We start from the raw sequence: 17,553 nt of genomic DNA, 5'->3' as shown, positions 1-17,553 counted from the left end.
ACATGATGCGGAGGTGAAGTCTCCGACCTCCACGCGTACGTCCCCGCCGCCTGCCCGACGGGCTACCGCGAGTCGATCAACCCGCTCGACTCGCTCTCGGCGTCGGTCACGACGCCGACTCGCTTGCGACGGGCGCGGATTCCGAGTGCGGCGTCGACCACGAGGAACCCGAGCAGGCTGAGTCCGAGCAACGGCACGAACCAGCCCACCACCGCGGCCACCACCACGATCGCGACCGCGCCGGCCACCGGCACCCGACGCAGTGCACCCCGTGCCGGCGGGCGACCCACCGCGACCGCGCCGCCACGCTTCGGCCGCCGTTGCCACCACATCTGATAGCCGCGGACGATCAACACCACGAGCGCGATCGCCAGGAGCAGGAGAACCAGCTGGCTCACCCAGCCGAACAGGATGCCCATGTGCAGTGCGATGCCCCAGGTCGTGAGTTTCGCGGCGAGCGGCCAGTCGGCGAACCGCAGTTCGTCGACAACGGCACCGGTCGCGCCGTTCACGGTGACGGTGTCCTGGGCGAACTGCCAGGGCTGCCTGGTCTCGGCGATGGTGAAGGCGGTGTCCGCATCGGTCGGGATCGAGACCTCCACCTGGCCGTCCACACCGGCGGCCCGAGCGGTGCCCAGCACCCGGTCGAGCTGCGCGATCGTCTGCCCGGACGCTTCCGGAACGTGCTGCTCGTGACCCGCGCCGCCGTGATCGCCGTGCCCGCTGTGATCACCCAGCCCGTCCGATCCGGACGTCGATCCGGACAGCGAGGTGTCGACCGTCGGGGTCGTCCAGCTCAGCGCCGTGCGCACATCGGAGACGTGCTCACCGGCGTACTTCGACCAAGTCAGACCGGTGGCCGACAAGAACACCAACCCCACCGCGATCCAGACGCCGATCACGCCGTGCCGGTTGCGGGTGCGGTTGCGTCCGGTCGCCGATCGGTCGAAGGCGACCAGGTCGGCGGCGCGTCGTTTTCGGCGCGCGCGATACGCGGAGATCCACAGCGTGAGGCCGGCCACGGCGATGACCCACAGCCAGGAGGCGGCGAGCTCGCTGTAGATCCGGCCGGGCTCGCCGAGATGGAGGTGACGGTGCAGTTCGCTGATCCAGGTGCGCATCGGCAACGCCGCGCTGCTGCCGTAGGACACCAGCTCTCCGGTCGATTCCAGGGTCACCGGATCGATGAACACGGCCTGGCGCTTCGACGCCCCGAGGGAGGGATCGTCGAACAGGACGCGGGTCGTGTCGCCGGCCTCGGCGGCCGGGCGCACCGCGGACAGGGTGAGGTCCGGGCGGAGCCGGGCCGCCGCCTCGACCTGTTCGGAGATCGGACGTGCGTCGCCGGTGCTGTCGGTGGAGAGTTGATCGCGGTAGACGACCTGTTCCAGCGACGGGGAGATCGCGTAGAGCCCGCCACTGACCGCCGCAACGATCAGGAACGGCGCGATGAAGATGCCTGCGTAGAAGTGCAAGCGGCGCAGCAGAGGTTGCCAGCTGTTCGGGGTCACCCGCCGGTCTGGTGCGGCGGCTGGTGGAGTGGGGTTGTCGTCGGATGTTTTGGGACGGGGGTCGGGCGGCCCGGTGGGTTCACCGGGGCGGGACAGGTTCGACAGGGACACGGTGGGCCTCTCATGCGGAAGACGGCGCGCGGCATCGACCGCGGTCAGGCGGGATGGCAGACGCGCACCGACCGGCCCGTCGGGTGACGGGTCGGCGGAGTAGGGAATCAGCGCGTGAGGGCCGGGGGTCCGCGGGTGTCGAGAGCGGCGATGGCGCGCAGGCGGGGCCGCGCGTCGTCGTGGGTCGCCCGCGGGGCGCGCAGGATCGCGTCGTCAGCGGGCGGGTCGAGGACGGCCCGGATGAGAGCGACGACCGCGGTCAGGACGCTGAGCAGGGCGGGTTCGACGACGTGGATGGCGGCGGCGGTGAGCAGAGTCGCCACCGCGTGGACGAACAGCATGGTCCCGCTCGGCGCGTGTGCAAGCGCACTCACACCGGCGTGGTGCGCCGACGAGGCATCGAGCGCGGTGAGGGACACGTGTGCGAGCACCTGTCCGGCCGCGAGGAGCCCGATCGTGCCGAGCCACCCGGGACGACGACGGGCCGTCGCGCCGATCGTCCAGCCGAGTACGGTGCACGCCGCGATCATGAACACCAGAGATGAGGTGGCGGGGAGAGAACCGGCCGCGAGCCCGTGCGCGGCCACCGCGGTGCTCGCCGACAGCGCGCCGACGACCCCACCGCGAAGGCGGTGGAGGGCGCGCACGTCCGGGTTCACGGAAGGAGCATAGCGACGGCGGTCATGCCCGAACCGCGCGCGGTCAGCGAACGGGCAGGTCAGCCCAACACCAGGAGCCAGGCGGCGACGTAGTGCAGCAGGGCCGCGACTGCGGTGCATGCATGGAACACCTCGTGATGACCGAAGGTCTCCGGCCAGGGGTCGGGCCAGCGTGCCGCATAGAGGACGCCACCGACGCTGTAGAAGACACCGCCGAGCGCGAGCAGGATCAGAACGGGCAGACCGGTCTCGCCGACGAGCGCCGGGGCGACGGCCACGATCACCCAGCCCAGCACGATGTAGAGGGTGACCCCGAGCCAGCGGGGTGCGCCGGGCCACGCGATCTTGAGGGTCGCACCGGCGGCTGCGCCGGCCCAGACGATGCCGAGGACCCACCAACTGGTCGGCGAGGGAAGCCCGAGGGCGCAGAACGGCGTGTAGGTGACGGCGATGAACAGGAAGATCATCGCGTGGTCGGCACGTTTCATCCGGGTCCGCGCGCGGGCGGTCTTCCACGGAATCCGGTGGTAGCCGGCGCTGATCGCGAAGAGTCCGAGCACGGTGACCGCGTAGACGGCACACGGGACGACGGCGACGGGGTCGCCGACCGTGGCCGCGCCGATCACCAGGGCCAGCCCCGCGACCGCGGCCACATAGGCGGAGTAGTGGTGGATGACCCCGCGCAGTCGTGGGCGGACGTCAGCCGGCGGGTTCAGCAACGTGCTCACCGAACCTACGGTACCGTAACTTCGCGCGTCCACAGCGTCACCGGCAAGGCGCGATGCGACGCGTAAGGTGTCCTGCGTGACACGAGGCCGACACGACGCGGGAACGACGCGAGGATGAAGCTCCTGCCGGACCGGCTTCGACGACCCGTTCTCTCCGTCTACGAACGGCGGCTCATCCAGCTCCTCGACACCGAGCGCCTGCCGCGTCACGTGGCGATCATCTGCGACGGCAACCGGCGGTGGGCGCGTGAGGCTGGTTTCGAGGACGTCAGCCACGGACATCGCGTGGGTGCCCAGCGCATCGCGGACATGCTCGGCTGGTGCGCCGGCCTGGGCATCGAAGCCGTCACGATCTACCTGTTGTCGGCCGAGAACCTCAACCGGTCGTCGGACGAGCTCGACGCACTCCTCGAGATCGTGCCGGACATCGTCGACGAGATCTCCGCGTCCGAGGGCGAGTGGCGGATCCGCATCGTCGGCACCCTCGACGCACTGCCCGAGCCGGTGGCCGGACGTCTGCGGGCGGCCGCCGACCGCACCGCCGAACGGCAGGGGATGAACGTCAACGTCGCCGTCGGATACGGCGGGCGCCAGGAGATCGTGGACGCGGTTCGCGCACTCCTGGAGGAGAAGGTGACCGCCGGGGCGACTGCGGCCGAGATGGTGGATGCGGTCACCGTGGAGGCGATCGACGCCAATCTCTACACCAAGGGTCAGCCCGACCCGGATCTCGTGATCCGGACCTCCGGAGAGCAGCGGCTGTCGGGATTCCTGTTGTGGCAGAGCGCCTATTCGGAGATCTGGTTCACCGACGCCTACTGGCCGGAGTTCCGTCGGGTGGACTTCCTGCGCGCCTTGCGCGACTACTCCGCGCGGAGCCGGCGGTTCGGCAAGTGACTCCGCCGGTGTCGATCCGCGCCGGGTTCAGCGTGCGGCGGAGTCGGCCAGGAGCCCGGTCAATGCGGTGAGATCGGCGCCGAAGGTCGACGCCGCGGGAGTGCCGAAGCCGACGCCGATCCCGCCGGAGGGCAGCGGGTCGGCGTCGGGATGCCGGAACAGGGACTGTCCGGTCACCGCGATTCCGCGTTCGTAGGCCCGGTGGACGATGGTTCCCTCGTCGGCATGGTCGACGGGGATCAACGCGTGCAGTCCGGCGGCGATGCCGGGGAGTTCGAGTCCGATTCCGGCCAGGGCCGACACCAGCGCATCGCGCCGGGTCCGGTAGGCCTGACGGCTGCGCCGGATGTGCCGGTCGTAGGCTCCGGAACCGATCAGTTCGGCCAGCGTGAGCTGATCGACGATGCTCGCGTCGGCCTCACGGAAGCCCTTGCCGCGCAACACCGGTTCGACCAGGTGGGCGGGAGTGGCCAGCCAGCCCGCGCGTACCGCCGGCGACAGGCTCTTGCTCAGCGAGCCGGTGTGGACGACGACGTCGGGGCCGAGCGCCTGCAACGCACCGACCGGTTCGCGGTCGTAGCGGAACTCGCCGTCGTAGTCGTCCTCCACGATGACCGCGCCGGTCCGCCGCGCCCAGTCGACGACCTGCATCCGGCGCGCCGGCGAAAGAGCGACACCGGTGGGGAACTGGTGGCTGGGGGTCAGCACGACCGCGGCCGCCCCGGTGCGTTCGAGCTCGTCGATCACCATGCCGTCGGCGTCGATGCGCACCGGTACGACCCGCGCGCCGCCGCGCTCGAGGGCGTGCCGATGAAAGGGCAGACCGTGGCTCTCGACCGCGACGACACCACCGATCACCGTGCGCGCCAACAACTCCAGTGCCGACAGCACCGACGTCCCGAGAACGATCAGGTCCGGTGCGGTGCGGACACCCCGCGTGCGGGCCAGGTAACCGGTGAGGGCGTTCCGCAGCTCGAGGCGCCCGCGGGGGTGAGCCGGTCCGAAGGCGTCGTCGGGGGTCTCGGTCAGGGCGCGTCGGGTGGCGCGGATCCAGTCGTTGCGCGGGAACATCCCGGCGCAGGGTCGTCCCAGCGAGAAGTCGTGACGCAGGGCCGGCAAGGCGGTGGACGCACCGGGATCGTCGATGGCCGGTGGCCGTGCCGCACCGTCGGCGACCCGGGTGGCCGAGCCCTGGCGCGCGGTCAGCCACCCTTCCGCGATCAGTTCGGAGTAGACCGCCGACACGGTGCCGCGAGCGAGACCGAGGTCCGCGGCGAGGGATCGGTACGGCGGCAATGCGGTGCCCGCGGGCAGCCGGTTGTCGAGGATGGCCGAGCGCAGCGCCTCGGTGAGGGCCCGGCGCAGGGTGGCACCGCGCCCGCGTGCACCCGCGCCCGGATCGGGCTGCAGATCGAGGAAAAGGTCCGCGCCCAGCCGCTCGGCTACTTCGGCCCAGGGATCCGCCATCGAATTGACCCGCTTTTCTGCCATCGGATTGGACCACTTTCTTGAGCTAATTGCGGCATAGCCTAAACCCACAACACAGAGCTGTCCGTCCTTGAGGAGGAACGAGATGAAGATCGTGGTCGTGGGTGCCAGCGGTGCGCTGGGAAGTCGGGTCGCCGACCTGCTCGTCGAGCGGGGCCACGAGGTGGTGCGCGCCAGCCGGGCGACCGGCGTCGACGCCTACACCGGAACGGGTCTGGCGGCGGCGTTCGACGGTGCCGACGCCGTCGTCGACTGCCTCAGTCTCCAGACGCTGAAGGCGAAGGAGGCGATCGACTTCTTCGAGACCACGGCGACCAAGATCGGCCGCGCCGCGACGACGGCCGGCGTCGCGCACGTCGTCGTGGTGTCGATCGTCAACGCCGGCGATCCGGCGGTCAACGCCAAATTCGGTTACTACCAGGGCAAAGCGGCACAGGAGGCCGCCTACGGCGAGGTCGTCGACCCCGCGGCACTCAGCATCCTTGCGTCGGTGCAGTGGTTCGAGCTCGCCGAGCAGATGATGTCGTCGATGGGGTTCGGTCCGATCGCCGCGGTGCCCAGGATGCGGTGCGCCCCGGCCGCGGTCGCCGACGTGGCCGTGGCGGTCGCCGACGTGGTGACCGCGGGTCCGACCGGGAAGCGGACGATCGAGGTGAGCGGACCGGTGGAGATGGACCTGGTCGATGTGGCGAAAGCGGTTGCTGCGCAGACCGGCTCACCGCGATGGATATTCGGCGTCCGGTTCGGGGGGCCGGCGATCCGCGGGGGCGGACTCGTGCCCGCCGATCCCGACGTCGTCACGTCGACGACGCTCGACGGGTGGCTGGCCGGTCGCGAGAGTGCGAATGCCGGGGAACGGCGATGAGCGCCGCCGCCCGGCCGGCGACGAGAATGTGGATACCGCAGGACAATCCGTCCGTGTACAAGGCCCTCGTGGCTCTGCAGCGGGCATCGTCGGCCGGCGTTGACCCAGAACTCGCCGAACTGATCGTCATCCGGGCCTCGCAACTCAACGGGTGCGCCTACTGCCTGCACATGCACACCTCCGATGCCCTCGCCAAGGACATCGACCCGCACAAACTGATGATGATCGCCGCGTGGCGGGAGGCCGGATCGGCGTTCACCCCGGCCGAACGGGCGGCGCTGGCTCTCACCGAGAGCGTCACGCTGATCGGCGAGAACGGTGTCCCCGACGACGTGTTCGATTCCGCACGAGCCTATTTCGACGCCGCCGCGATGGGTCAGCTGGTCGCGTCGATCGTGATGATCAACGCGTGGAACCGCATCGCGCTGGCCGGCGGGTACCCGGCCGGACTCGACGAACGCCGGGCCGCGTCGTCGGTCAGAGCTTCCGCAGGCGCACCCGGTTGATGGAGTGGTCGTAGTCCTTGCGCAGCACCAGTGACGCCCGCGGCCGGGTGGGCAGGATGTTCTCGATCAGATTCGGACGGTTGATCGAGGTCCACAGATCCCGGGCCGCGGCGGTCGCCTGATCGTCGGTCAGCGACGCGTACGCGTGGAAGTGCGAGTCCGGGTTGGCGAACGAGGTGGTCCGCATCTGCAGGAAGCGCGAGATGTACCAGGATTCGATGTCGTCGATCTTGGCGTCGACGTAGATGGAGAAGTCGAACAGGTCCGAGACCATCAGCGTCGCTCCGGTCTGGAGCACGTTGAGGCCCTCGAGGATCAGGATGTCGGGCTGGCGCACATAGTGATAGACGTCGGGCACGATGTCGTAGGCGAGGTGCGAGTAGACCGGCGCGGCGACCTCGCGCGCACCCGACTTCACCTCGGTGACGAAGCGCAGAAGGGCCCGGCGATCGTAGGACTCGGGAAATCCCTTGCGGTGCAGAATGCCCCGACGCTGCATCTCCGCGGTGCGCAGCAGAAAACCGTCGGTGGTGATCAGGTCCACCTTCGGGTGGGACTCCCAGCGGGCGAGCAGGGCGGCGAGCACGCGTGCCGTCGTCGACTTCCCGACCGCCACACTGCCGGCGATCCCGATGACGAAGGGCACCTGCCGATTGGTCTGTCGCTCACCGAGGAAGGTGGAGGTCGCGGCGAACAACCGTTGCCGCGCAGCGACTTGCAGGTGGATCAGACGAGAGAGCGGCAGATACACGTCGGCGACCTCGTCGAGGTCGATCTGCTCACCGAGGCCGACGAGCTCGGCCAGTTCGTCCTCGTTGAGGACCAGGGGCATCGACTCGCGGAGTTCGCGCCACTGCCTCCGGTCGAGTTCCAGGTACAGACTGGGATCCCGATCGGTGGCGTTGCGGGCCATCAGGGCAGCTCCGCCGATGTCGGTTCCGCCGCTCCCGGAGTGATCATGCGTACAGCTTAGGGCGACGTGTGACAGCGTCGATCGGTAGCCTGCCGGTATGCCGTCCCCGACCGTCGCCGACACCGACCACGCCTCGGACCCGCTGGTGGCCGAGTACCTCCGCCTCGGCCTCGCTTTCGACCGCCTCGAACGGGGCTTCGTCGACGCCTACACCGGCGATCCCGCGCTGAAGGCGGAGGTCGAGAACGCGTCCGCACCCGATCCCGCCCGGCTCGCCGACCGCGCGCGCGGGCTGCTCGCCGACCTGCCCGGTGCTCTCGACGCGGCGCGCGCCGAGTTCATCGGCGCCCACCTGCGCGCGCTGGAGTGCTCGGCGCGCAAATTCGCCGGCGACGACGTCGGATTCGTCGACGAGGTCCGCGCCTACTTCGACGTCGACATCGCGATGGCCGATCCGGACCGGTATCGGCAGGCGCACGCCGACCTGGCGGAGGCCCTCGGCGTCCCGGGCGCCACCGGCGACGAGCTCCGCGACATCTACGCCGCGCACCGGCGTGCCGACGAGATCCCGCCCGAGCGGGTCGACGAGTGTGTCCGCGCGTTCAGCGGCGCGCTCCGCGAACGAGTTCGGTCCGCATATCCGTTGCCGGACAACGAGATCGTCGAGTTCGAGGTCGTCACCGACAAGCCGTGGTCGGGATTCAACTACTACCTCGGCAACTATCGCTCACGCGTCGCCATCAACGCCGATCTCACGCAGTACATGTCCTCCCTGCCCGCGCTCATCGCGCACGAGGCCTACCCCGGTCACCACACCGAGCACTGCCGTAAAGAGCAGTTGCTCGTCGGCGCGGGGCACGACGAGCAGTCGATCTTCCTGGTCAACACCCCGCAGTGCCTGATGGCCGAGGGCCTCGCCGACCACGCGCTGGCCGCGATCGTCGGTCCCGAGTGGGAAACGTGGGCACAGGAGATCTACGCCGACCTCGGACTCCGCTTCGACGCCGGCCGGGCGATGGGCGTCGGACGCGCCACCGCCGGGCTCCTCGGCGTTCGTCAGGACGCCGCGCTGCTGCTGCACGACCGCCACGCCGACGCCGACACCGTCGCCGAACATCTCCGGCGCTGGCTTCTCGCACCCGAGGAACGGGCCCGGCAGATGCTGCGATTCCTCACCTCGCCGCTCTGGCGCGCGTACATCAGCACCTACGTCGAGGGATACCGATTGGTCGAGGCGTGGCTCGAGCAGGCCGACGACCGCGCGGCCGCCTTCGGTCGCCTACTCGACGAACCACTCATCCCGGCGAGTCTGCGGCGCGAACTGCTGTAGACACTCGGCCCGCTCGCTTCGCTCCCGGCGCCTGGTACCTAGAATCGGGGCATGACCGCGAATCCGTCATCCTTGAACTCGATGTCCCTGGCCGAGCTCGACCCCGACGTCGCAGCCGCCATGAACGGTGAACTCAGCCGCCAGCGGGACACCCTCGAGATGATCGCCTCGGAGAACTTCGTGCCGCGTGCGGTGCTGCAGGCCCAGGGCAGCGTGTTGACCAACAAATACGCCGAGGGATATCCGGGACGTCGCTACTACGGCGGGTGCGAGTACGTCGACGTCGTCGAGGACATCGCCCGCAACCGGGCGAAGGAACTGTTCGGCGCCGACTTCGCGAACGTGCAACCGCACTCGGGTGCCCAGGCCAACGCCGCGGTGCTGCAGGCCCTGATGGAGCCGGGGGAGACCATGCTCGGTCTCGACCTCGCGCACGGCGGTCACCTCACCCACGGCATGCGCCTGAACTTCTCCGGCAAGCTCTACGAGAACGCCTTCTACGGCGTGAGCAAAGAGGACTTCCGCATCGACATGGACGAGGTGCGCAAGATCGCCCTCGACGTCAAACCGAAGGTCATCGTCGCCGGGTGGTCGGCCTACCCGCGCACGCTCGACTTTGAGGCGTTTCGCTCCGTCGCCGACGAGGTCGGTGCATACCTCTGGGTCGACATGGCCCACTTCGCCGGTCTCGTCGCCGCCGGCCTGCATCCGTCGCCGGTCCCGCATGCCGACGTCGTGTCCTCGACCGTGCACAAGACCCTCGGCGGCCCGCGTTCGGGGATCATCCTGGCCAAGCAGGAGTGGGCCAAGAAGCTGAACTCGGCGGTGTTCCCCGGTCAGCAGGGCGGGCCGCTCATGCACGCGATCGCCGGTAAGGCGGTGGCCCTGAAGATCGCCGCCACCGACGAATTCGCCGAGCGCCAGCGGCGCACCCTGTCCGGGGCGCGGATTCTCGCCGAACGCCTCAACGGCACGGATGTGGCCGGCGCCGGCGTCTCGGTCCTGACCGGCGGTACCGACGTCCACCTCGTGCTCGTCGATCTGCGCAACAGCGCACTCGACGGCCAGCAGGCCGAGGACCTGCTGCATCAGGTCGGCATCACCGTCAACCGCAATGCGGTGCCGTTCGATCCGCGGCCGCCGATGGTCACCTCGGGCCTGCGCATCGGCACCCCGGCGCTGGCCACCCGCGGCTTCGACGACGAACAGTTCACCGAGGTCGCCGACATCATCGCCACCGCGCTCGCGGCCGGCGACGCCGCCGACGTCTCGGCGCTGCGTGGTCGCGTGTCCAAGCTCGCGCTCGACTTCCCGCTCTACGACGGTCTCGAGGAGTGGGGCCTGATGAGCCGGATCTGACCTGGATTGCCTGTCCCGGCGGCGCGTCCGTATCCTTTCAGCGATGAACGCCCTCACTGAAGACGACCTGATCATCGCGCTCGAGAAGGCTCTTCCCGAGATCGCCGAAGACCACCAGTCGGCCGCGGCTCCGTGGAATCCGCACGACTGGGTGCCGTGGGACGACGGACGCAACTTCGGGTTCCTCGGCGGAGCGGATTTCGATCCGTCGGAGGCCTTCCTGTCCGATGAGGCACGTGCGGGACTGCTCGCCCTCCTGCTGACCAAGGACAACCTGCCGTCGTACCACCGGGTGCTGGCCAAGCACTTCCCGGCCTTCTCGGACTGGCGGCAGCTCGTGGGCGTGTGGACCGCCGAGGACAACCGCCACGCGATCGTCCTGCGCGACTACCTCGTCGTGCGGCGCGCGATCGATCCGGTGGACGCCGAGGAGCGTCGTCGCATCCACGTCACGCAGGGGTATCGGCAGACGCCGGAGCAGGTCGAGCCGCTCGGCCCGCTCGACGTGCTCGCGCTGATGGCGGTACACGAGAACCAGTGCGTGCACTTCATCAAGCGCCTGTCGGCGGTTGCCGGCGACGAGGCGCTCGTGGAGATCCTGACGAAGATCTCCAACGACGACCAGGGCCAGGCCACCACCTTCGGCGCGTCCCTCAACGCCGGTGTCGTCGCCGACCAGGACACCACGGTCCTCGCCATCGACCGGGCGCTGGCCCTCGACGAGCCGATCGGCCACGACATCGCCGACTTCGACGCCGAGCGCGCACTCCTCGCCGACTACGAGAACGCCGAGGTGAAGGCGGCCATCGCGGCGGCCCTGGCCGACGCGGTCAAGCTCGACACCGTCTCCGGTCTCGGTGAGGAGGCGGAGGCCGCGCGCACCCGCATCCTCGCCCGCACCGGCCGCTGACGACTCGCGCCCAGTACGAACACGGCGCCACCGGGACGACGAAAGTCCTGGTGGCGCCGTGTTGCGTCTCCGGTGGAAACGATACGGCGGTTTACCCACAATTCACGCCGACACACCGGATTCCGGCGCGCCGCCAACGATTTCCGCGCGTACGTTGGCGAGTGACGGACCGCGGGGAAGCGGTTCGTTCGGGAGGTTCAATTCGTGGTTTGTGCGAGCAACGCGAGGGGACCGGCCCCGGTCCTCGTCCCCCTCGGCTGACGCCGGGACAACGGACAACTGGACCGGCCGGTCGACCAACACTGGTTTGTGCGGGAGCCGCACGAACGTAGGAGCCCCACGTGACCACACGCACCTACGTCCTCGATACCTCCGTGCTGCTGTCCGATCCCTGGGCGGTCATGCGTTTCGCCGAACACCACGTCGTGCTGCCACTGGTGGTCATCAGCGAACTCGAGGGCAAACGTCACCACCACGAACTCGGCTGGTTCGCGCGTGAGGCGTTGCGCATGCTCGACGACATGCGACTCGAACACGGCCGGCTGGACCTGCCGCTCGAGATCGGCGACGAGGGCGGCACCCTCCAGGTGGAGCTCAACCACACCGACCCCGCGGTGCTGCCCGCCGGCTTCCGCACCGATTCGAACGACTCCCGGATCCTCGCCTGCGCACTGAACCTGCGCGCCGAGGGCAAGGACGTGACCCTGGTCTCGAAGGACACACCGCTGCGGGTGAAGGCCGGCGCGGTGGGCCTGGCCGCCGACGAGTACCACGCGCAGGATGTCGTGGTCTCGGGGTGGTCGGGCATGACCGAACTCGATGTCGCCACCGCCACGGTCGACACGCTGTTCGCCGAGGGCGTCGTCGACCTCGACGAGGCACGCGAACTGCCGTGTCACACCGGTGTTCGACTGCTCAGCGCCACGTCGAGTGCCCTGGGCCGGGTGAACGCGGACAAGCGGGTGCAACTGGTCCGCGGCGACCGCGAGGCCTTCGGACTGCACGGACGGTCGGCCGAGCAGCGGGTCGCCCTCGACCTGCTCCTCGACGAGAGCGTGGGGATCGTCTCGCTCGGCGGCAAGGCCGGTACCGGAAAATCGGCGCTCGCGCTCTGTGCGGGACTGGAAGCGGTCCTGGAACGGCGTACCCAGCGGAAGGTCGTCGTGTTCCGGCCGCTGTACGCCGTCGGCGGACAACAGCTCGGCTATCTGCCCGGTAGTGAGTCCGACAAGATGGGTCCGTGGGCGCAGGCGGTCTTCGACACGCTGGAGGGGCTCGCGTCGCCGGAGGTCATCGACGAGGTCTTGAGCCGCGGCATGCTGGAGGTGCTGCCTCTGACGCACATCCGCGGGCGGTCGCTGCACGATTCGTTCGTCATCGTCGACGAGGCGCAGTCGCTGGAACGCAACGTGTTGCTCACCGTCCTGTCCCGCCTGGGGTCGGGATCTCGCGTGGTGCTGACCCACGATGTCGCGCAACGTGACAATCTTCGCGTGGGCCGCCATGACGGCGTCGCCGCGGTCATCGAGAAGCTGAAGGGACACCCGCTCTTCGCGCACATCACGCTCACCCGCAGCGAGCGGTCGCCGATCGCCGCACTCGTGACCGAGATGCTCGAGGAGTTCGCGCCGTAGGGTCGGCGCCGACCTCTGGGTTCCAATTGCTCGGTGGCCGTAAGGATTTCGCCGCCGGAAACTCGAAGGCCGCGTCGACTCCGGAAGGGAGTCGACGCGGCCCTCGTGTGTCAGATCAGGCGGTCGGCGGTTCGATCGGGGTGAAGTCGCGGAGCGAATTCAAGAGGTCGACGATGGCGGTGAGCAGTTCGACGTTCTCCAAGGATGTCATTGTTCTCCCTTAATCGAATGGCTATCCGTTTCGACGGCCGCCTCTATTCGACGCCGTCGTTCGCAACAGTAATGATCTGATAACAAACGCGCAAACAAAGTCCAAGAGAATTCGACCCCTTTCTCAGATTAATTCGTCGAATGCGTTTTTGTACTGCCTCTCGAATCATGGCAATTCTGTGTTTTCGAATCGAGAAATCGACCTCGACCGAGTGAATCCGGCTTCTGTCCATACGCTGACCGACTCGTCGCCGACACCCGATCCGAACCGCACCGTGACCAGGACGTGACTCATGGTCTCTTGCGTACTGTCAGACTGGCATGGTGCAGAAGTTACTGATGAGGCGAATGAGACTGCTGGGACTGTTGGTGATCGCGGTGCTCGCCGCGGTTGTCGGCGGCGCCGGGCAGTCGGTCGCCGCCCCAGAGACAACTACACCCGAGACATCCACGCCGGGGACGTCCACCACGCCTAGTCCGGGAACGACGCCCGGGTCGGGCATGCCGCTGCTCGACGGCATTCTCGACCAGCTCGCCGGTGGGACCGGGTCGGACGACGGCACCGGCGGTGCCGGTGTACCCGGGGCGGGTGGGCCGACGAGCCAGATGATCGTCGTGACCGCGCCGAAGGCGTCCGACACCACCGCCACCCTGACGGCCTTCGACCGGGGCGCCGACGGCAGTTGGAAACCCGTCATCGGCCCGACGAAGGCCTACCTCGGTTCGCTGGGCATGGGCGAGCCGAAGGACAACGTCCACCGGACCCCGCAGGGCACCTTCCCGCTCGACCAGGCCTTCGGCCGTGCGGAGAATCCCGGGACCAAGATGCCGTATCGCAAGGTCGACCAGCAGGACTGGTGGGACTCGAACATGAAGTCGCCGACCTACAACACGCACGTGCGTCAGCCGCAGAGCCCCGGCGGGGACAGTGAGAACCTCTACAACTCCGGCCCGGTCTACGACTACGCGGTCAACATCGCGCACAACCCGCAACGCACCCCGGGGCGGGCGTCGGCGATGTTCCTCCACGTGACCAACGGTGAACCGACCATGGGCTGCGTCGCGATCGAACGCGAGCTGATGAAACAGATCCTCGTGTGGCTCGATCCGGCCAAGAACCCGAAGATCACCATCGGTGTCAACCAGGGTGCACCCGCAGGCGACGCGCCCGGAGCAACCCCTCAAACCGCTCCGGGCACGACGCCGGGGACGACGCCTCCCACCACCTCGGGCGTTCCGGGTGCCGACGTCCTGACCGGTCTGCTCTCGCAGCTCGTCGGCGTGGTTCCGGCCCTGTTCGGGCTCGGCGGTCAGGCGGGCTGATCGGTCCGGCCGGGCCGGGCGCGAACGTCGGACAAACTCATCCGGGCACATCGGCAGCCGGGGCACCACGTGGCCTCGGTGCTGATGTGCCACCCGTTGACCCGGGCGAGATCGTCCAGATCGGACTGGCGGAGCGGCGTACGGATCGCGAACGCGCGTCCGCAACTGCCGCAGTGCCGGTCGGAGGGGGAAGTCCCGGTTTCCACGAATGCGGAAACAACTGTCATCTCGATGGACCTTCTCTGTCACTTGTTCGGGCGTCGGGCCGCACTCGTCCGAGAGCCCTCCCTGTTCGGACGAGCGACCATTTCAGTGTCAGCTTATGTGATGTAGATCTCAAGAGTCGAATGACACATCGTTCGATCGACCCCCCGCGTGGCCCCCCGCGCGGCGCGTCAGCGTCGTCGGTCGCGGTTCGCGGTCTTCGCCGCGTACACCGCCGCCTGGGTCCGGCGCTCCATGCCGAGCCTGCCGAGCAGTCGCGAGACGTAGTTCTTGACGGTCTTCTCGGCGAGATGCATCCGCGCGGCGATCTGCCTGTTGGTCAGGCCCTCGCCGAGTAGGGCCAGCAGCGTCCGATCCTGCTCGCTGAGTCCGTCGTCCGCCGGTTCCGCGGCGTCCTGCCGGGCGCGTAACCGATCCATCAAGGCTGCCGCGGCGCGATTGTCGAGCAGAGACCGGCCGGCGCCCACCTCGGCGATCGCCTGCGCCAGTTCCATCCCGGTGATGTCCTTGATCACGTAACCGCTGGCCCCGGCCAGGATGGCGTCCATCATCGCCTCGTCGTCGGTCAGTGAGGTCAGCATGAGGCAACGCAGGCCGTCCACTCTGCTGAGGAGCTCACGGCACAATTCGATGCCGTTGCCGTCCGGAAGCCGGACGTCGAGCACGGCGACATCCGGAGACACCGCGGGAATGCGCGCGAGCGCCTGCGCGACGGTGGCGGCCTCGCCGACGACCTCCACGTCGGAAACGGAGTCGAGCAACTCGACGAGTCCCCGTCGGACGACTTCGTGGTCGTCCACCAGGAAAACCCTGATCATGCCGTCTCCCTCCGGATCGGACACCTGAATCGGATTGTAGGACGGGCCGGACGAATTAGACGAATGTGTGCAGGTCTAATTAAATGTCATCGCTCGTGTCCCACCCCGAGCGAAACCGCGTTCGAACCCGAAGTGCAGCACCCGGAAATGAACCTGACTATGATCCGGTACATGGTTTCCGAATTCTCGGAACTGGATCCGAGATCGCTCGAATTGCAGAAAGCGCTGTCGCAGATGCGTTTGCGCGAACTGCTCGACGAGGTCTCCGACCGGATCAGCCTGATCGCCGACGTACGCGATCAGACCGACGGGCTCCTGCAGGCGATGTTGGTCGTCAGTTCCGGACTCGATCTGGAAACCACTCTCGAATCGATCGTGGCGTCGGCGATCCGTCTCGTCGACGCCGAGTACGGGGCGCTGGGCGTGCTCGGGAGCGGGCATCACCTGTCCGCGTTCCTCTCCCAGGGCATCGACGCCGAGACCCGGGTACTGATCGGCGACCTGCCCACCGGTGGCGGCGTCCTCGGTCAGCTCATCGACCAGCCCGAGCTCCTGCGGTTGTCCGATTTGTCCGAGCACCCCGAATCGGCGGGTTTCCCGGCCAACCACCCGCCGATGACGAGTTTCCTCGGCACGCCGATCCGGGTCCGCGACGAGGTCTTCGGCAATCTCTATCTGACCGAGAAGAAAAACGGCGGCGTCTTCACCGAGGACGACGAGGTGGTCATCCAGGCGCTGGCGTCGGCTGCCGGGATCGCGATCGACAACGCCCGGCTCTACGCGCAGGCGCAGAACCAGCTGGCCTGGATCGAGGCCAACCGGGACGTGATGACCGAGTTGCTGACCGGCGCCGATCATCAAGACGTCCTCGAGCAGATCGCGCGGAAGGTGCTGACCCTGGCCGATGCCGACCTGGTCTTCATCGCCGAGCCCCACGACACCGAAGAACCCGTGGAACTGATCGACGAACTGGTGATCACGGTCGCCGAGGGAGAAGACGGACACGTCTTCCGCGGCCAGAGCATCCCCATCACCGGGTCCACCTCGGGGACGGCGTTCGTCCAGCGCCGGCCCGTGCTCCGGAATCACCTGGAGTACGAGGTCGGCGATTCGACGCGCTACGGGCCGGTCATGGCCGCCCCGCTGCGCACCGTCGATTCCACACGGGGAGTGCTGATCGCCATGCGGGCCGACGGGCGGGAGCCGTTCGCCCGGGATCTGCTGGGACTGAGCGCGGACTTCGCCGACCAGGCCGCACTCGCGATGCAGTTGGCCACCGCGACGATGCAGGCCCACCACATGCGCGTGCTCGAAGACCGCGAGCGTATCGCGCGCGACCTCCACGATCATGTGATCCAGCGGATCTTCGCCGAGGGGCTCAGCCTACAGGCGACGCTGCAGCGCACCCACTCACCCGATATCCGGTCGCGGCTCACCCGCTCGATCAACAACCTCCAGGACATCGTCCAGGAGGTGCGCTCGACCATCTTCGACCTGCAGACGGAGGACATGACCGTCACTCGGTTGCGCCAGCGTGTGCAGGAGGTCATCGACCAGCAGATCGACGACCTGCCGATCCAGATGCACGTGCGGACCTCGGGTCCGCTGTCCGTGGTCGATCGCCCATTGGCCGAGAATGTCGTCGCGGTGATACGCGAGGCGGTCAGCAACGTCGTGAAGCACGCCCGGGCCACGACGGTGACGGTGTCGATCACGGTCGCCGACGAGCTGGTCGTCCAGGTCATCGACAACGGCATCGGGCTGCCGGCGGACGTGACTCCGAGCGGTCTGGCCAACCTCGCGCTCCGGGCCGAGAAGGCCGGCGGAACGTTCACGACGACCCCGCCGCCGGGCGGCGGTCTCGCGCTGCGGTGGTCGGCGCAGCTCTAGTGACACACCACTAGGGGGCGTCCGCCTCGGCCGGTAGTCGCCATGCCGACATGCGTTCGGTCAGCCAGGCGACCGTTTGGAGTCCGGTGAGCACGCCGAAGAGCACGAGCAGCCACACGGACAATCCGATGATCGCGCAGACGGCGAATGCGGCGAGGAAAGCGACGAGAACGGCC

Annotated in this window: 16 protein-coding genes; 9 read left to right on the top strand and 7 right to left on the bottom strand. The window is 68.4% G+C overall.

Going from position 1 to position 17,553, the window contains the following annotated elements:
* Nucleotides 1-62: 62 nt before the first annotated feature.
* The 3 genes from B1818_RS05205 to B1818_RS05195 all read right to left on the bottom strand — a co-directional run bounded on the left by B1818_RS05205 (nt 63) and on the right by B1818_RS05195 (nt 3,009).
* Complete coding sequence (locus tag B1818_RS05205; RefSeq protein ID WP_231742325.1) at nt 63-1,511, bottom strand: PepSY domain-containing protein; 1,449 nt, start codon at nt 1,509-1,511, stop codon at nt 63-65.
* 218 nt (nt 1,512-1,729) lie between these two features.
* The gene (locus B1818_RS05200; RefSeq protein ID WP_231742312.1) at nt 1,730-2,281 is read right to left on the bottom strand and encodes a hypothetical protein; all 552 of its coding nucleotides are present in this window, start codon (nt 2,279-2,281) and stop codon (nt 1,730-1,732) included.
* Between the two features lie 59 nt (nt 2,282-2,340).
* The gene (locus B1818_RS05195; protein WP_058250734.1) at nt 2,341-3,009 is read right to left on the bottom strand and encodes a hemolysin III family protein; all 669 of its coding nucleotides are present in this window, start codon (nt 3,007-3,009) and stop codon (nt 2,341-2,343) included.
* 114 nt (nt 3,010-3,123) lie between these two features.
* Between B1818_RS05195 and B1818_RS05190 the strand changes: the two genes are divergently transcribed.
* The gene (locus B1818_RS05190) at nt 3,124-3,906 is read left to right on the top strand and encodes an isoprenyl transferase (RefSeq protein ID WP_058250733.1); all 783 of its coding nucleotides are present in this window, start codon (nt 3,124-3,126) and stop codon (nt 3,904-3,906) included.
* Nucleotides 3,907-3,933: 27 nt separating this feature from the next.
* Here the strand turns inward: B1818_RS05190 and B1818_RS05185 are convergent, their stop codons facing one another.
* Nucleotides 3,934-5,397 (bottom strand): PLP-dependent aminotransferase family protein, encoded by a 1,464-nt coding sequence (locus B1818_RS05185; protein WP_058250732.1) that lies wholly within the window; start codon nt 5,395-5,397, stop codon nt 3,934-3,936.
* A gap of 82 nt (nt 5,398-5,479) precedes the next feature.
* Between B1818_RS05185 and B1818_RS05180 the strand changes: the two genes are divergently transcribed.
* Both B1818_RS05180 and B1818_RS05175 read left to right on the top strand, forming a co-directional pair.
* Nucleotides 5,480-6,259, top strand: a complete 780-nt coding sequence (locus B1818_RS05180) for an SDR family oxidoreductase (protein ID WP_058250731.1) — start codon at nt 5,480-5,482, stop codon at nt 6,257-6,259.
* Nucleotides 6,256-6,765, top strand: coding sequence for a carboxymuconolactone decarboxylase family protein (locus tag B1818_RS05175; RefSeq protein WP_058250730.1), 510 nt, complete (start codon nt 6,256-6,258; stop codon nt 6,763-6,765). Before B1818_RS05180 ends, B1818_RS05175 begins: the two co-directional genes overlap by 4 nt.
* Here the strand turns inward: B1818_RS05175 and coaA are convergent.
* Nucleotides 6,737-7,678, bottom strand: a complete 942-nt coding sequence (gene coaA, locus B1818_RS05170) for a type I pantothenate kinase (protein WP_058250729.1) — start codon at nt 7,676-7,678, stop codon at nt 6,737-6,739. The genes B1818_RS05175 and coaA overlap by 29 nt on opposite strands.
* A gap of 97 nt (nt 7,679-7,775) precedes the next feature.
* On the opposite strand from coaA, the gene B1818_RS05165 reads away from it, so the two are divergent.
* From B1818_RS05165 to B1818_RS05145, 5 genes are all read left to right on the top strand, one after another.
* The gene (locus B1818_RS05165) at nt 7,776-9,008 is read left to right on the top strand and encodes a hypothetical protein (RefSeq protein WP_058250728.1); all 1,233 of its coding nucleotides are present in this window, start codon (nt 7,776-7,778) and stop codon (nt 9,006-9,008) included.
* 51 nt (nt 9,009-9,059) lie between these two features.
* Entirely contained in the window at nt 9,060-10,367 is a 1,308-nt protein-coding gene (glyA, locus tag B1818_RS05160; RefSeq protein ID WP_058250727.1) for a serine hydroxymethyltransferase, read from the top strand.
* A gap of 43 nt (nt 10,368-10,410) precedes the next feature.
* Entirely contained in the window at nt 10,411-11,277 is an 867-nt protein-coding gene (locus B1818_RS05155) for an acyl-ACP desaturase (RefSeq protein WP_058250726.1), read from the top strand.
* A gap of 341 nt (nt 11,278-11,618) precedes the next feature.
* Nucleotides 11,619-12,911 (top strand): PhoH family protein, encoded by a 1,293-nt coding sequence (locus B1818_RS05150; protein ID WP_058250725.1) that lies wholly within the window; start codon nt 11,619-11,621, stop codon nt 12,909-12,911.
* Between the two features lie 558 nt (nt 12,912-13,469).
* On the top strand, nt 13,470-14,444 hold the full coding sequence (locus B1818_RS05145) for a L,D-transpeptidase (RefSeq protein ID WP_058250724.1): 975 nt from the start codon (nt 13,470-13,472) through the stop codon (nt 14,442-14,444).
* Here the strand turns inward: B1818_RS05145 and B1818_RS05140 are convergent.
* Nucleotides 14,432-14,671, bottom strand: coding sequence for a hypothetical protein (locus B1818_RS05140; protein ID WP_058250723.1), 240 nt, complete (start codon nt 14,669-14,671; stop codon nt 14,432-14,434). The two genes, B1818_RS05145 and B1818_RS05140, sit on opposite strands and share 13 nt — an antisense overlap.
* 168 nt (nt 14,672-14,839) lie before the next feature.
* The gene (locus tag B1818_RS05135) at nt 14,840-15,487 is read right to left on the bottom strand and encodes a response regulator transcription factor (RefSeq protein ID WP_058250890.1); all 648 of its coding nucleotides are present in this window, start codon (nt 15,485-15,487) and stop codon (nt 14,840-14,842) included.
* 171 nt (nt 15,488-15,658) lie between these two features.
* On the opposite strand from B1818_RS05135, the gene B1818_RS05130 reads away from it, so the two are divergent.
* Nucleotides 15,659-17,377: a GAF domain-containing sensor histidine kinase gene (locus B1818_RS05130; protein WP_058250889.1), complete on the top strand. Its 1,719-nt coding sequence runs from the start codon at nt 15,659-15,661 to the stop codon at nt 17,375-17,377.
* Nucleotides 17,378-17,553: the final 176 nt, after the last annotated feature.

The sequence above is a fragment of the Gordonia sp. IITR100 genome (genome assembly GCF_002009645.1).
In the GTDB taxonomy this organism is placed as follows: Bacteria; Actinomycetota; Actinomycetes; order Mycobacteriales; family Mycobacteriaceae; genus Gordonia; species Gordonia hongkongensis.
Note: the sequence above shows the minus strand (reverse complement) of the source record. Positions and strands in the feature narration are given on the sequence as shown.